Annotated in this window: 12 protein-coding genes; all 12 read right to left on the minus strand. The window is 33.3% G+C overall.

The annotated features are described in order from the left end of the window. Positions 1-17: 17 nt before the first annotated feature. Complete coding sequence (locus I586_RS05625; protein WP_010764129.1) at positions 18-842, minus strand: LicD family protein; 825 nt, start codon at positions 840-842, stop codon at positions 18-20. Further along, complete coding sequence (locus I586_RS05630) at positions 839-2,212, minus strand: O-antigen ligase family protein (RefSeq protein WP_010764128.1); 1,374 nt, start codon at positions 2,210-2,212, stop codon at positions 839-841. Before I586_RS05630 ends, I586_RS05625 begins: the two co-directional genes overlap by 4 nt. Before the next feature lie 28 nt (positions 2,213-2,240). Next, positions 2,241-3,224, minus strand: coding sequence for a glycosyltransferase family 2 protein (locus I586_RS05635; RefSeq protein ID WP_034701812.1), 984 nt, complete (start codon positions 3,222-3,224; stop codon positions 2,241-2,243). A gap of 7 nt (positions 3,225-3,231) precedes the next feature. Then, complete coding sequence (locus I586_RS05640; protein ID WP_010764126.1) at positions 3,232-4,284, minus strand: NAD-dependent epimerase/dehydratase family protein; 1,053 nt, start codon at positions 4,282-4,284, stop codon at positions 3,232-3,234. A gap of 9 nt (positions 4,285-4,293) precedes the next feature. Next, entirely contained in the window at positions 4,294-4,998 is a 705-nt protein-coding gene (locus I586_RS05645) for an IspD/TarI family cytidylyltransferase (protein ID WP_010764125.1), read from the minus strand. Then, positions 4,995-5,882: a LicD family protein gene (locus I586_RS05650; protein WP_010764124.1), complete on the minus strand. Its 888-nt coding sequence runs from the start codon at positions 5,880-5,882 to the stop codon at positions 4,995-4,997. Before I586_RS05650 ends, I586_RS05645 begins: the two co-directional genes overlap by 4 nt. A 272-nt stretch (positions 5,883-6,154) precedes the next feature. Continuing rightward, a complete protein-coding gene (locus tag I586_RS05655; RefSeq protein ID WP_010764123.1) occupies positions 6,155-7,711 on the minus strand; it encodes a glycosyltransferase family protein in 1,557 nt (518 codons plus the stop codon). A 189-nt stretch (positions 7,712-7,900) separates the two neighbouring features. Next, positions 7,901-10,387, minus strand: a complete 2,487-nt coding sequence (locus tag I586_RS05660) for a GW domain-containing glycosaminoglycan-binding protein (protein ID WP_016249970.1) — start codon at positions 10,385-10,387, stop codon at positions 7,901-7,903. A gap of 405 nt (positions 10,388-10,792) precedes the next feature. Continuing rightward, positions 10,793-11,617 carry a glycosyltransferase gene (locus I586_RS05665; protein ID WP_010764120.1) on the minus strand — a complete coding sequence of 275 codons (825 nt, stop codon included), beginning with the start codon at positions 11,615-11,617 and terminating at the stop codon, positions 10,793-10,795. Positions 11,618-11,631: 14 nt separating this feature from the next. After that, positions 11,632-13,026 carry a sugar transferase gene (locus I586_RS05670; protein ID WP_010764119.1) on the minus strand — a complete coding sequence of 465 codons (1,395 nt, stop codon included), beginning with the start codon at positions 13,024-13,026 and terminating at the stop codon, positions 11,632-11,634. A 137-nt stretch (positions 13,027-13,163) separates the two neighbouring features. Next, the gene (locus tag I586_RS05675) at positions 13,164-14,327 is read right to left on the minus strand and encodes an EpaQ family protein (protein ID WP_010764118.1); all 1,164 of its coding nucleotides are present in this window, start codon (positions 14,325-14,327) and stop codon (positions 13,164-13,166) included. Between the two features lie 28 nt (positions 14,328-14,355). Beyond that, positions 14,356-16,317 carry a DUF7657 domain-containing protein gene (locus I586_RS05680; protein WP_010764117.1) on the minus strand — a complete coding sequence of 654 codons (1,962 nt, stop codon included), beginning with the start codon at positions 16,315-16,317 and terminating at the stop codon, positions 14,356-14,358. Positions 16,318-16,324 lie beyond the last annotated feature (7 nt).

Consider the following 16,324-nt stretch of genomic DNA (forward strand, 5'->3'; position numbering starts at 1 on the left):
TGGCTCCCTTGCTTAACTTATTTCCAATAAAATGTATATGGATGATGCGTCACTCGCTCTGATTCTGGTGGTAATTGCATATAATCATCATATCGCAACGTTAAAAACTTTTGACGGTCTTTTATCGCTCGAACCGTTCTCCCAGCAAATTGAACATCTTCATAATGGTTAAACCATTCTGTAGGGAAAACACCCCATTTTTCGTCAACAAATTCAATGTACCCACATATAGATGTTTCTGTAATAGGATACTTACTCATTTCTTCCATTAGTAAATTTTTCCAATGCTTGTAATCACCTTGTCTCATCAACTTACGATGTTTAGGGTAATGTAAGATTCTCTTGCCATAAGCTTTCCATCTTGTCTTTGAAATAGCGTATGAAGCATTTAATGTTCCTATCATGTTATCAAAATAAAGACTACATCTTTCACCAAATTCTTTTCTAGCAGAATCATCCGATGGAAAACCATCTATTGGAAAAATATCTACAAAAACCCCTAGCTCGGGGTCTTCGCTATGGTAAAATTGTGTTGTTTTCACACAGGTTCTTTTATCGACTAATTTGGCAAATGGATAACGATATTTTTCTCTTGTTTCTAAACTCAATAATAAATACGTTTCGTCATTTGCTAATAATTTGATTAAACGGTCGTAGTTCGGACGAGTCAGCACGATATCTAAATCATCATCCCAAGGGATATACCCTTGGTGACGCTCTGATCCAATCAAACTACCATAATAAATCGAATACTCAATATCATTTTTCCGACAAATTTCATCGATGTGTACGAGAATTTCTACACTGACCTCTTGAATTTCTTTAATACTTAGTTCTTTCATATCTCTATTTCACTCGTTTCCTTCTCGTTTTTTGAATTCAACCTGCCAATGTATAGAAAGAACAGCATTGCACCTAGTCTATTTACCAAAACGATATCTGTAATTAGACATGCTGAGATTAAAATCGTTAATACGATCAAACTTTGAAATAAGTAATCTGTGTAATTATTTGTATTCATTTTAAATAGAGTAATCAGTGTTTTAAACACATTATATAAAATGAACAAAATAAATGGGATCGTTCCTAAAAGTCCTGTTGTTGCTAATAAAAAGAATAAAAAATTATGTGGGGTTTGTTCTTTTTGAGAAATCCATGTATTCGGTAAATTTTTCTGAGCATACGGAAGGATTCCTTTTGGCGAAGTTCCGAGTATTGGCGTGCTTTCAAATATCTCAAATGCACTTTTCCAAAGCTTAAATCGGCTGTTAGAAACATCCGAATCTTCCCCTGTATCTGGACGATCTAAAGAAATACTTTCTTTATCATTACTTTTTACCACAATCACTTTGCTTACTGCTTTAGCAGACACTACAGATACTTTTTGTGTTACTTCCATTGTAAAATATAGTCCTATGACAGCCACCATTGTAATAGCTACTGAATAAGCCAGTCTTTTTACTAACGCCATCGTTCTTTTATTGTAATAACAATAGAAGAATACCGCCACAACCGTAATAGCCATGATTTCTACCGTTGCTGTTCTTGAACCTGAAAGGACAACGAAGAAAAATTCCAAAAGAATACTAGCGATCAAAAGACCTTTATAAAGTTTCCCTTTTGCTTCTTTAAATAAATGTAGAGAAAAACAGATTGCAACTACGGAAATGGTTGCAGCATAGTTAGGATCTACAAAAACACCGTACAAACGGTTTTCAACGAATCCCATACGAATACCATAATATAATTTATCTAGTGGCGCTGTATATTTAAATTGAACAAAGAACATTCCTAGCGAAATAATCACTAGAATCAGCCAAGTAAACACTAAAACCTTTTCGACTAACTGAAACAATTCTTTCCGATTCTTTTTCCCAAGTTCATAAACAACAAAGAAAAAAAGTACTTCCCAGATTATTAACTTGAAATTCGACATTAGTTCAGATGAACCATTAGCAATCGAAGAAATAATCAGTACTGCTGTAAATATAAGTAATAATAGGCTTGGTTTCTCCCTCTTTTGAAACCAGTCCAGTCCATTTCGGATAAGTAATAATCCCCCAGCCAATGAAATAATAGTGAAAATAACACTATCAAATTTTGATGGAATAAGACTATAAGTACTAATCATACGTAAAATTAACATAAATTCCCAAAGAAGGATAAAAGGTATTTCCACCTTATCAAGTATTTCATTCGCTTTTTTCATCATTAACCCTGTCTCCTTGACTCAATAAAGTCTATTTATTTATTTTTCTTACCATACCATTTTCTAAACGTGACAATAGTTTATAAAAGTAAGGATTTACTCTCAACGCAATCATTGACAGTTTTCTTGGTTTAGTAAAATATTGATTTTTAAGTACAAACATAAAATTCTTGCGTAAAAATCGAATGATTTCTTTTTGCTTTTTCTTTTCCTCTACCCCTAATTCACTACTGTTCATCATTTTATCTAAAACGGTAAAATAAGCCCAACAAACGCGTGTATGTGCAACATTCACTAATTCAGGATATTTTGCTAACACACGTGCTTCATTATTTTCCCACGCTTTGATCATGTCTAAATCTTTCATTGTAAAATGGTTACTTGAAATGCTGTTCTCTCGATGATAGTAAACGTATTTTTGGCTTGTATCAATGACGACTTTCGAGGTTTCTTCAAGTACATCTAAAATTACTGCAGCATCTTCTGTAATCATTCCCACTGGATAACGAACATGCTCAAATATTTCTCTCTTATATAATTTATTCGTTGCACTAATCGTACTTAACTTGCCTTCAAATGTAATTTTAGCAGCCCCAACCATATCCGTTACAAGATATTTTCGTTCTTTTATGACAGGTTCTTTCCCTGCATAAACATCTAAAAATCCAACGGTTGCTAAATCAGCATCTTCATTTTTCAAGTTGTTATACAAAAGTTCATACATATCCTCAGCAATATAATCATCACTATCTACAAAACCAAGATATCGACCTTTAGCGATTTCTATTCCAGCATTTCTTGCTGCACTTAATCCGCCATTTACTTGATGAATAACGGTTACCCTTTTATCTCTAGCAGCATAGTCATCACACATTTCACCACAATTGTCTGGTGATCCATCATCAACTAGAATTAGTTCAAAATCTTGAAATGTCTGATTTAAAATAGAGTTTACACACTTGTCTAAGTACTTTTCAACATTATACACTGGTACTATAATACTTATTTCTGGCACTGCCATTTCACTCCTCAGTTTTCATGATTCTAATTACTTGTTCCAATCCTTCATCTAAAGAATAAATAGGCTTCCATCCTAACGTTTCAATTTTCGTTGTATCTAAAATTGCTTGCGTTGCTTTCGAATAACCTGCTGACTCACTCGAATCTGGAATTTCAAAAATAACTTTAGTCCCAGCAATTTCAGAAATCTTCGTCGCTAATTCTTTTAACGTTAAATCAAATTCACTGTTTGCAATGTTATACGCTTCGCCATTTTCACCATTAAATAATAAATACAATAAAGCATAGGCTGCATCAGCAACATAACTATAGGAATAATATTGTGTCCCTTCACTCTTCAACACAATATCTTCACCATTCACTGCATTTTTAATAAACTGAGAAGAAGCTTTGGAATCTTCTGACAGCATGGTCGGACCGAAAATTCGACAAAGTCTTGGAATGACTACATCTATTCCGTATTGTTTGATATAGGCTTGGCACAATGCTTCACTGGCACGTTTGCCTTCTGGATAACCCGCTCTTAACGTATTACAATCAATATAGCCACAATATTGTTCATCAAATTTCTCAGTATCGCCTCTATTTTCGCCATACACTTCAACTGTAGAAAGAAACAATACACGTTCAACTGTATTTTTAGAAGCATAATCAAGTACTTGCTCTGTTCCTTTGATATTAGTCATTATCGTATTGATGGGATCACTCACATAAGCTTTTGGATGTGTGTTACTTGCGCCATGAATGATAAAGTCATATTGAACATCAGATGATAACGGTTCTAAAATATCGCCTATCACTAAATGAAAATTACTATCATCCTTATAGTTACTAAATCTTGATTCTAACTTAGTTTGATTTCTTCCCATTGCGTAAACAGAAATATTTAGATCTTGCTTTTCATTTATAGACATCAAACAATCAATCAAAAATGTACCGATCATTCCTGAGGCACCGACAAACAATAAAGATTTATTGCTTAGTTTTTCCCAGTTTAATGGATTGCCAATTACTTTTTCAATATCTTTTTGATAATCAAGATTTCTCGAAAACATATTTTTCTCCTATTCTTCTTTCATCCTAAGATATCCTTTAAACAATTGAAGATCATCTTGTGTCGTCAATTTAATATTTTTATCTGAACCCACAGCAAAATAAAGCGTTTCTCCTAGATCCACCATCATCGTATTCGTATATGATGACTCAGAGATACCAATTCCTTCTCTAAACGCTTTTTCATAAGCCCAAACAAGTTTATCAAACTGGTATGCTTGTGGTGTGGATACCCTTCTCAATGTTTCTCTATTAATATATTGTTTTGTTGTTTCTTCTGTTTCTTTCACAAAAATTTGTTCATTGTAAGGTAAAGAGGTTACAGCATTGCCAAATTCTTTACATTTTACGATAACATCTGAAAGAACGATTTCATCCACTAATGGACGAATGCCATCATGAATAACGACCGTGTCATCTTCTGTTGAGTGCGCTTTAAGAAAATCAACACCATTTCTGATAGATTCTTGTCCGCTGTTCCCACCTTCAATAATCCAGGCTAATTTATCAATATGGTACTCTTTTGCATAGGCGTGCAACGTATCTTCCCAGCCTTTTTTACAAACGACTAAAATTCTATCGATCATCGGATGTTTTTGGAAAGATTCCAACGTATAAATAATAATTGGCTTATCTTCCACCATAATGAATTGTTTCGGGATATCTTGTCCCATTCTTTTGCCTACTCCACCGGCAATAATCAGTGCTGTAATCATTTATTTTCCTCCTTCAAACTTTGTACGCAATAATAAGTTCCTTTATACTTTTTATACGAGTGTTTGGTATCAATCAAAACTGCTTCATGGTGAGAAACTCGATCTTTTTCATCAGGTAACTCCATGTAATTACCAAAAACTTGAGTCAAATAATTGTCATAGCCCACTGGTACAGGCATATAAGTATCTTCAAAAGGCAGATATTCTGCTTTTTCAAAATCTTTTCTCTTATACAAATTCCCCATATATCTTGGTCCAACACATAGCTCAGTTACAAATTCACACTGATCAAAATCATATTTTGACATCTGTTTACTTGCGAATGACCAAATCATATAGCGGCCTTTTTTTGTCGGAATCAATTTCAGCAATACTCGACTACCCAAAGCCATGATTCCACCGTGCTTTTCAGGTACTACTTGTGAACAAAACAACGCATAAATAAGGGCCCATCCTTTTTGGATTTTCCTTTTTATTGTTGAATCTGGCGCACCATCCAAAGGAAAAATATCAATAGGTAACCCATGAGGGATGTCTAGATATTCTTGATATGGCTTAATGAATGTCGTATTATTCGCTCGAATCGTGGTAAAAGAATTATGGTCAATAAATGTTTTAGATGGTCTCAAAATCGAATATTTTTCTATATCCGCGTGTTCAGTCCATAACGCATAAAGCTTTTCATAATCCTTACGAGGCATAAAGAAATCCAAGTCATCATCCCAAGGTATAAATCCTTCATTTCTAACCGTTCCAATACAGCCTCCACCGCAAAAATAACATAATAATTGATATTTTTCGCAAAAGCTAACGAAATATTTTGCCATTTCTAAATTTATTTTTTGAATTTCTTTTATCTGCTCTGTATTTTCTATATCATTCATGGTTGAATACTAAGCTCCTCAAAACACTTAATTTTTTTCAAAAATACACCTTGTCCATTCTCTCATATCTGCTAAAAACTTTCAATAACTTCCCTTATATCTTAATGTAACTGTAAAAGACAATGGCGACTATATAGATTAATAGGCTCTTTACTTAGTTTACTATTTACTCAAAAAAATACTGAGATCAAGTATCAGAGAAATTCTGATACTCTACCCCAGCATTATTAATGATAAAAATTTAATACAACATATAGTTTTTATAAAGCAGACTATTTTTTGATGTTTTCTTCTGATTTTTGAAATAATAACCCTATTGCTAAAATAGCTGGTATAAAAATCCCCATAGAATACCTTGGACTAGACTCCCATATCAATAAAAATACAAAATATCCCGTTATATAAATACTACTAAAAAATATAAATGGATTTATAACTTTGAAAAATTTAATTGCAGAAAAAACAATACCTAAATAAATCAAATATTGGATGACCATCATGATTGAATAAATAATCAAACCACTGAAATTATTTTTGAAAACCCACATTTTTTCTTGACTTCTTCCAGTACCCAAAAAGACTTCAAAAGAAGATTTTAAATCTCCTGAACCCCACGTTACAGAAACTTTGTTATTAAGTGCCTTAATTAGCTGTATCAGATTCATGGCTTTAAGTCTTTGTTTAATAACTTTAATATGTTCTACTTGAATTTTCTTTTTTGACATTTTTTTATCTAAAAACATATCCCAAGTAAATCGTTGCTCAGTTGAATTATAAGCGCCAACTGTCCATTTAGCTTTGTTCTCATTAGGCAAGTCATCAGGAATAGGCGTATTATGTAACCCCATCATTATATAATGAGTATTAGGTTGCCCATAATTTTTATCTGGAAATAGATTCTGAGAATCGATAAATTGTCCCCATAAAAAATTGCCGAAAAATAAGAATATAAAAGGAACCAGGCCTATGACTCTTCTCTTTCCATTATTATATAATAATAAAAATAAGGATAGCGCAATCACTAATATAAGCACCGTTCCCTTACTAATAAAACCTAACACACAAAAAATAGAGGTTAATATGATATAAAGATAGCTGAATTTATTTGTTCCTTCATTTGTTATTTTTAAATAGCCCGTAAAGAAGAACAACGTTAATGACATGAAAAATAGCGATAATATATCTGTATAAGCAACAGGAACATGTAACGTAATTTGAATAGCAAAAACAAGAATCTGAATAGTTACTAAGGACACTAAATTACTGACTTTCAAATTCTTTAATGATAAAAAGGTCAATAGAATCGTGATTATATGCATTAGACTAAATACTATAATAATTGAACTGTAGTTATGACCAAAAAAAGTCCGAATAGCTGAAAAAATATACATTAAAAGAAGATTTTGAGGGTTAGAATACATATAATTATATCCCCACTTCTCACCAATAGATAACTGATCCAAAAATTTTAATGTAATTGCAGCGTCATCTACAGCTTGTTTAAAGCCAATAAATTTGATAAACAGTAATAGCGAGATAAAATAGATTATCAATTCTATCGTAAAAAAAATAAAAGTGAATTTATTACTTAGTACCCATTTTTTTGTCCCTTTCGCTAAAAAATGGGCAATAATAGGATACAAAAGTAACGTAAAAACGAAACAACTAATATTAATCAAGATAATCGTTTTGGTTGAATGAACATTTCTAAATAGCGAAAATATTTCCCCAATCCTAGGAGAAAAAATTGTCGTAAAAACAGCCCATAACATTGTAAAAATAGATGCTACTAAGAAAAATGTATAAATATAATTCAAATATTTTTTCATATGCCACCTCTTTATAATCGTTATCTCTACACCTTTTAATCTTGAGTCTGCTAACGAATAGAACAAATCTTCTTAAAACATACTAAGTTTAATGATATCTTTACATCCAAAGTATAGACCATCGCTGACAAATAAATTTGCTAGAGATGGTCATTCATTTTGATATCGTTACTTTATTTATTGATCCAACTACTTATCGAAACCTTTTGCATCCATCCAGCCAATTACTTCTCCATCTACTTTGAATTGGTACCACGTGGCTTTTACTGTTTTTGCTTCTTTAATGATTTCTACATCTTTTCCAGCGTACGTTGGGCTACTTGCTAGTCTTGGATTGTTGCCTTCCGTGTAATAGATTTTATTGTAGATGCCGTGGTTTTGATTTGAACTTACTTTTGCTTTGAAGTTGACTGCTTTCTCATATTCGATCGCGTCATACTTATCGAAACCTTTTGCATCCATCCAGCCAATTACTTCTCCATCTACTTTGAATTGGTACCACGTAGCTTTTACTGTTTTCGCTTCTTTAATGATTTCTACATCTTTTCCAGCGTACGTTGGGCTACTTGCTAGTCTTGGATTGTTGCCTTCCGTGTAATAGATTTTATTGTAGATGCCGTGGTTTTGATTTGAACTTACTTTTGCTTTGAAGTTGACTGCTTTCTCATATTCAATCGCGTCATAAGTGTCAAATCCTTTCGCATCCATCCAACCTACGACGACACCATTTACTTTGAATTGGTACCACGTGGCTTTTACTGTTTTCGCTTCTTTAATGATCTCTACATCTTTTCCAGCGTACGTTGGACTACTTGCTAGTCTTGGATTATTGCTTTCCGTGTAATAGATTTTATTGTAGATGCCGTGGTTTTGATTTGAACTTACTTTTGCTTTGAAGTTGACTGTTTTCTCATATTCGATCGCGTCATAAGTGTCAAATCCTTTCGCATCCATCCAACCTACGACGACACCGTTTACTTTGAATTGGTACCACGTTGCTTTTACTGTTTTCGCTTCTTTAATGATCTCTACATCTTTTCCAGCGTACGTTGGGCTACTTGCTAGTCTTGGATTGTTGCCTTCCGTGTAATAGATTTTATTGTAGATGCCGTGGTTTTGATTTGAACTTACTTTTGCTTTGAAGTTGACTGCTTTCTCATATTCGATCGCGTCATACTTATCGAAACCTTTTCCATCCATCCAGCCAATTACTTCTCCATCTACTTTGAATTGGTACCATGTGGCTTTTGTTGTTTTCGCTTCTTTAATGATTTCTACATCTTTTCCAGCGTACGTTGGGCTACTTGCTAGTCTTGGATTGTTGCCTTCCGTGTAATAGATTTTATTGTAGATGCCGTGGTTTTGATTTGAACTTACTTTTGCTTTGAAGCTGACTGTTTTCTCATATTCGATCGCGTCATAAGTGTCAAATCCTTTCGCATCCATCCAACCTACGACGACACCGTTTACTTTGAATTGGTACCACGTTGCTTTTACTGTTTTCGCTTCTTTAATGATCTCTACATCTTTTCCAGCGTACGTTGGGCTACTTGCTAGTCTTGGGTTATCTCCCTCAGTATTGTAAATTTTGCTATAAATCCCATGATTTTGTCCACTTTTTATAATCCCTTTAACGTTTACATCTTTCTCATAATCTATAAGATCATAAGAATCTCCTGAACTTAGAAACAAATTATTATACGAAATATTGACATCAAATTTACCACCTATTCCAGTATTAACATTTGGGAAAGTTACCTCTGAGGACCATTGCCATGCTGCATAATTTGTATGAAGTAAATTTGTATTTACAGGATTGTATGGATACTGAGCGACCCAACTATTCTGTAAACCTAGAACAGCTGTATCTAATATTTTTCTGTTGAACCAATCAAACATAGAATAATGAGCAACTTTATTATAGCCCCAAGCATTTAATCTATTTCGAAATACTACTGAATTAGCCGTTACATTTCCTTTCGCCATATCTATTTGTTCTGCATCGTTTACCATTACTGTATTCTTAGACAGACCTAGCGCAGAAGCTTGACTTGCAAAAAAGTCAGCTTCTGCTTCAGCCATTTTTGCATCAGAAAACCAACTATAATGATATACCGACACAGATAAACCAGCTTGTTTAGCATTTTCAATTTGAGTTTTTGCATATGGATTGACATAGGTCGTAAACTCCGTTAATTTTACAACGACTCCCGTTACTCCATATCTTTTCATTATATTGTAATCGTTAACTGATATATTACCATTGTGTGAAGATACATCGATAAAGTTGATTGACGGTCTATTCGGCTCTGTTGCCGCAAAATAAGGAACTGAAAGTGCATAAGAACGCAATTGTGGCGTTTCAACTAAATCTGAACGTCGATTAGGATCTGCCGGTAAAAAATCCGGATTTTTTTGCGCTTGTTTGCCCATTGGCGAATTATTGCTCTCAGTGATTTCTATCTCTTGTGAAGAGTTCGTCTCCTCTTCTTTCGATTGATTGTCACTCTCCATTTGTGTTGAATTATTTGACTCTTCTGTCTCACTAATACTGCTTGTTGTTTCCGTTGTCTGTTCAGTAGAGCTTACTACTTCAGTATTTTCGTTTGCCCAAGCTTGGGAATTGAAACCAGTAATAGCAACAAGTACTCCTATTAAAATAAAATTTTTTTTCATCAAATATTCCTCTCATAATTATTTAATATGCCCATCAACTTATTCAAAATCCAACAGTTCATGATTTTATTCTTAAAATTAGTCGTATCAAATTTTTTCAACTCGATTATTGAGTTCATTAAACATATTTAGTTTGTTAAAATTTTCATATAAATGATCTAGTACGTTTATAACTCAATGTTCCTATGTATGTAGATTGGTCTTCATAATATTTTATGTACAAGTTAAAACAGCTTCTAGCTACTCATAACTTTATGGTCACTATAAATCAACAAAATGCTAAATACTTATTAAAATAGAGTCAGGATTCCTTATAAACAAGTGTATATTTACAAGGAAATCCCTTCTAAAATGGCAGATAACACAACAGCGAAAGTATTCATCTTATTTAATCAACTTATATCTTTAATTTCTAAGTTGTTTTTTATAAAACGAGCCTCTTAGTTTATTCGGCATTAAACTAATGATTGTATGGACTAAAGAAACAAATAGGAAATCATTGATTTTACCCAAACCCTTTTTGTAAATAATCCATCTAGCTTTTAGCCCTGGAATCAAGTAGGAAACTCCACCTCTTCTAGAATACATTTCAGCCCCTGTTCTTGCATAGACAAGAGTCTGTTGTAAGTTTAAACTTACTGAATTCTCTTTCAAAAGACGCACCCATAAATAATAATCCTCAAATCCTGGCAAAGGCTGATAATTTCCAACTGCTATGACTGCCTCTTTTTTGAACATTATTGTCATATGATTAAATGGATTTCTTCGTTTTGAATAGGCTCTAATTGCTTCATTAGTTTCAGGCATAAGTTTTCTTGCAAGCTCATTATCAGGTGTTCCTTCAAATTCAATAATATTTGAACCCAAGATCGTTAACTTGTCATTCTTTAAAAACTCTTGATACTGTACTTCTAAACGACTTTCAACCATGATATCATCTGTGTCCATTCGAGCTATCAAAGAATTTCTACACTCCTCTACTCCAATAGCTAAAGCCGTACCAAGCCCTTGGTTCTCTTCCAGTGAAATCACTGTGAGTTGTTCACCAAGCTTTTCTTTGTACTGCTGAATGATCTCATAAAGTTCATCTGTCAACGGACCGTCTTCCACTAAAAGAATCTCTTCTGGTTTTACAGTTTGATTGATGGTACTTTCCATAGCTTCAATAAAGTATTCTGGTTTCTCTTTGATATAGATCGACATTAATACACTAACAGCTATTGTTTCCATTCATTTCACTCGTTTCATCTAAATAAATCAATTTTGTTTTCGCTTAAAAAAGAAAGATTTTTCTCACTGCGCTCAACTTCTTCTACGCCTTGAGAGGATACTTTATCAAATAAAATCTTGATCGTTTGCAATAATATTTTTAAATCTAACATCAACGAATAATTTTTAATATACAACAAATCAAAATTCAACTTGCTATTATAATCTGATGCATATTTCCCATAGACTTGGGCATATCCAGTAATTCCAGCTCTTACATTGTGTCTTAAATAATATTGAGGGTTTTCACTATTGAATTGATCCACAAAAAATGGTCTTTCTGGTCTAGGACCCACAATCGCCATGTCTCCACGAATAACATTGATCAACTGAGGCAACTCATCTATTCTAAGTGCTCGTAAGTATTTACCAACACCTGTGACCCGGCTATCATTGCTTGTCGATAATACTGGTCCAGATTTAGCTTCTGCTGTTGCAGACATCGTTCTAAATTTCAAAATAGGAAACTCTTTTTGATTTAATGTAATCCTAGTCTGTTTGTAAATAACAGGACCAGGTGATGTTACTTTAACAAGGATTGCTGCGATCAACATCAATGGAGATGCAATCACTAATAAAACCAATGATAACGTGATGTCAAACAAGCGCTTAATGAAATTGTCTTCGCCTTTTATTCTGAAGTCTGAAACTTCTATAATACTTTCATCTTCAAAGTTCATCATGTTAGGTTTCAACATGATCAGATTCTCAAAGCTAGTATTTAAAAAGAGTTTCTTTTCAGCTTTTGTGACAAGTTTATAAATTTTGAATTTTTCATTTTCATCGATATGACTAGCTATATAAACGATATCTATTTGATCGAGTAACTTTGTTAGATTTTCGTAATAATGATCGACAATAACAGTTGTAACTTGGTGTTTTTTATTCTTATGACTAACAAAATTCTGTGTTGCAGAAACAACACTTTCCTCTGTTCCAATAATGACAACTTTTTTGATTGAGCTTACTTTCAAGTATAAAAAATAGACAATGATTCGCCAAAGACTCAGTAATATGACACTCACAATAAATGTATAAATCAGAACAGATCTAGGAAACGTAAACCAACGACCAGCAAATGTTATGGTCATTATAAAAAGGATTGTTAAAAATTGGCTGATAACTGTCACAAAAACAATGTCATTGATCGTTCGATTATAAAAAACATACGCACCCAATAACAAATTTAAAAAGACAAAAAATAGTGAGATGTAAATAGCAGACTTTTCATATGAGACAAAATTATATGAAGGAATGTTAAATCCAAATTTAATCCAAAATCCAACCAATACAGAAAAATTAAAGACCAAAACATCTACGATAATGATCGCAATTCGTTTTGCATTATTCCATTCATTTTTAGTTGACATTTTTTACCTTCCTTCCTAACAAAACAAAATATTTATAACTTTCACTAAATTGTATCTTTAGTAAAAAAACTTCAAGTTTCATGTTACCACATTGAGGCTTAAAAAAAAACAACAACTTAACTGACCGAACGACCTACTCAGTTCAAATCAGATACCGGTCCGTTTTCTAGCTTTTGCAAGGCAAGGCCTATAAAGCTATAGACAATCGGTATCCAGTAATTTGCCAATAATGTCTCTTCCATCGTAGATTGAACACAAATTGCCATAAAACCTATGAACAAACTAATTTGAAAAGAAGAAAGTGGTGTTTTTTTGACTAAATTCGATCCCAAAAAGTAAAGGAGAACGCTAAAAATCAAAATGTACCCAATTACGCCATAGTTTCCTAAAACATAAATGTAGCTATTGTGAGTTCCTAAAGACTTCCACGAGGCAGTAAAAGGTTCCATCCCAATCAGCATATTCTGAGTACTAGAAAACCATTTTTCAAAAAATTCTGCCCAAATTCTTTCTCTTCCTGTAAACAAGTTCAGTGTATCCGATTTTGAAAAAGCATAAAAGATAACTGGACCTAAGATAAACATCAAACTAAAGAAAGAGAACAAGACATAATTATTTTTCAATATTTTTTTAGGTATGATAGTATCAATGACAATAAACAAGACTAATGCACCTAATGACGCTTTTGATTGGCAAACCCAAATCGCCATCAATCCAGCAATATAAACTGGAATCACAAGTAATTTAAAATACCCAATATTGAATGATTTTATTAAAATCGACAATAGGATCACAGATAATAACACCGTCATCCCAATCGTATTCGTATTGATCCAAATCGCTTCTAATTTGTTACTATTTTTCCAAATATCATTTGCAGGCACTAACTTAGGTAATTCCGTATATATTCTATATAGCGTTACACCAAGAGAAACACCCGTAATGCCTCCTAATAAGCCAAAATCTAACTTTGTAAATTTCGTCTTTTTAAAACAAAGAAGAAATAAGAGGATCAAAGGAATTGAGGCATTGATAAATCGATTACTATGTCTCAATGAAGAGGTCAGCGAGTAAAAGATGAAAATGCCACCTGCTAAAAGAATAAGGACCCAATCACTTTTAGTCAATTCTTTAACTTTTAACAGCAACACCAACATAATCGCTGCTGCTAAAAGATACACACTGTTTACATAAATAAATGACGTTGTTTTTGTTCCAATTCCAACTACCCACATCAAATATGAAGCAGCAATGGTAACTAACAAAATTAGATTACTTATCCTATTTAGTATTTTATCCATACTAACATCCTTTCAATGAACCGCTCAACTAGTAGATAACTTGATAAATATACGCATTATTTGTGTCGGGTCCATAAAGTTGTTTCAATTGAATCGTTTCTGTCGCAAGTGTATCAATCGTTTCATACGTAACCAAATATTTGATATTATATTTCTTCAAACTTTCTAATCCTAATCTGACCACAAAGGCATCTGCGTTCAATAATTCAAACTGTGGTTTATTATTGCCTATCTCTACATAAATATGTGAGTAACGATTGTAAACATCTTCATATTTTCCAGTTGGATCAAGAGGTTTCCATGATTCCAAGTTGGGTGTAAAGGCCGTGCCATTAAACGTGTGAACACCTAGCATTGGTAAGTAAGCATGCATCATGCGTTCGCCAGCCCAAACCTGATTTGGATCTTTTTTTTCTATCTCCATCACAGTCTGTGCAATTTTCTTTTCATAAACAGCATCTACTCCTCGAGCAACAGGATTCACACCGCTTCCTGTAAAGAGAACGATTCCTACTAACAATATGGAGAACAAATACTTACGTTTATTTAATAAGAGAACAATAAGTAAACCTGCAAACAATAAAATCATGATAATATCTAGTTTACTCAAATACAATCTCAAGTTTCCTTTATATAAGGCAAAGAAGTACAATCCAAGATTGATACCAATAATTCCTACTTGAGAAACCAGTGACAATTTCTTTTGTTCCCAAATAAATTGAATGAACCAAATACTTAATAAGATTGCTGAAAAACTAAACGCTAGATACGCCCGTTCTTCTGGTACATAAGACCATAACGTGACCTTAGCAAAAATGGTTGGAAAACGAACACTCATCCAAACCAAATTGAATAAGCTAAACATAAATAAAAGAAATCCATAAATATTTTCCTTGATTTTCTTATAAAATAGCCATGGTGATACTAGTACTATCACAAAAAAGAAGTGATAAAAACTACTTAATTCTGAGTTATTACTATAGACTACATCTTGAAATTGCATTTTCCAATTCGTTAAGAAAAGAAAAATATCTTTCTTTGCAAAATCACCGCCAACGGAAACTCTATTTCCAGGATAGATCGTATGTAAAACGCCCATAAGCGAATCCCACGAAGTTATCAAAGAAACACTTACAATCAATCCCGTAATAAAAACGGCCAATCCTATTGAAAAGACATCAAATTTATCTAGTTTCACTTTGTGACGAAGATCAATGAAGAACGCAATTAAAAAGAACAGAATCAAATAACCGAATGGTACTTGAAGAGCGGGATACAATACCAATATGAACCCAGATGCACAAATACTTGCCAATAAGGAGAACAGTACCCGCCACCGTTTATTCTCATGGTAATAAAAATAATTATATATGCCCACTAAGAAACCAAACGTAAAAAACACTAAATCGCCAACGGGAGAAACAAACCACCATTGAATCGCTGCTGAGAAGGGAATCCAGACACTTGTTAAAAGAGCTAAATACTTATTTCTCTTTGTCAAAATCAATCCTATTTCAAAAGATAATAACATCAATCCGATCAACTTTAAGCCCCAATACCATGACAAGCCTCTTTCTTTTCCAAGAAGAACATAGCCCCACGTAAAGGGTTTAGCGAGTGTCGCTAAATTTAACGCTGGAGAATTGTAGCCTATCACCATATCTTGACCATCAATCGTGATCACTTCATTATGGCCTTTCAAACCAGTCTGTGTTTGAGAAAGGCTATAAGGTGTTTGAACCATCCATTCATCTGACCTGATTGGGCGTGGTTTACCTAAAATCACACCTTGTTTATCTCCATCCTCGGTATAATCCGACACATATTGATCCCACATATTGATTGAACTACCATGTATCTTGAAGACCAATATAAAAATAAACAACGCTAATGCAATCAAAAAACGAGCTTTGATTAGTCTATCGATTGCAGCACTAAGCTGATGCTTTTTAGAATTACTTCTTTTAGCTTGCACTTGATTGTTTTCCATCTTTAAC

Source organism: Enterococcus moraviensis ATCC BAA-383 (assembly GCF_000407445.1).
Lineage (GTDB): Bacteria > Bacillota > Bacilli > Lactobacillales > Enterococcaceae > Enterococcus_L > Enterococcus_L moraviensis.

Excerpts from the sequence above, each read along its gene's own strand:
- I586_RS05660 (WP_016249970.1), bottom strand. The coding sequence starts at position 10,387 with ATGAAAAAAAATTTTATTTTAATAGGAGTACTTGTTGCTATTACTGGT.
- I586_RS05680 (WP_010764117.1), bottom strand. The coding sequence starts at position 16,317 with ATGGAAAACAATCAAGTGCAAGCTAAAAGAAGTAATTCTAAAAAGCAT.
- I586_RS05645 (WP_010764125.1), bottom strand. The coding sequence starts at position 4,998 with ATGATTACAGCACTGATTATTGCCGGTGGAGTAGGCAAAAGAATGGGA.
- I586_RS05655 (WP_010764123.1), bottom strand. The coding sequence starts at position 7,711 with ATGAAAAAATATTTGAATTATATTTATACATTTTTCTTAGTAGCATCT.
- I586_RS05630 (WP_010764128.1), bottom strand. The coding sequence starts at position 2,212 with ATGATGAAAAAAGCGAATGAAATACTTGATAAGGTGGAAATACCTTTT.
- I586_RS05640 (WP_010764126.1), bottom strand. The coding sequence starts at position 4,284 with ATGTTTTCGAGAAATCTTGATTATCAAAAAGATATTGAAAAAGTAATT.
- I586_RS05670 (WP_010764119.1), bottom strand. The coding sequence starts at position 13,026 with ATGTCAACTAAAAATGAATGGAATAATGCAAAACGAATTGCGATCATT.
- I586_RS05650 (WP_010764124.1), bottom strand. The coding sequence starts at position 5,882 with ATGAATGATATAGAAAATACAGAGCAGATAAAAGAAATTCAAAAAATA.
- I586_RS05665 (WP_010764120.1), bottom strand. The coding sequence starts at position 11,617 with ATGGAAACAATAGCTGTTAGTGTATTAATGTCGATCTATATCAAAGAG.
- I586_RS05675 (WP_010764118.1), bottom strand. The coding sequence starts at position 14,327 with ATGGATAAAATACTAAATAGGATAAGTAATCTAATTTTGTTAGTTACC.
- I586_RS05625 (WP_010764129.1), bottom strand. The coding sequence starts at position 842 with ATGAAAGAACTAAGTATTAAAGAAATTCAAGAGGTCAGTGTAGAAATT.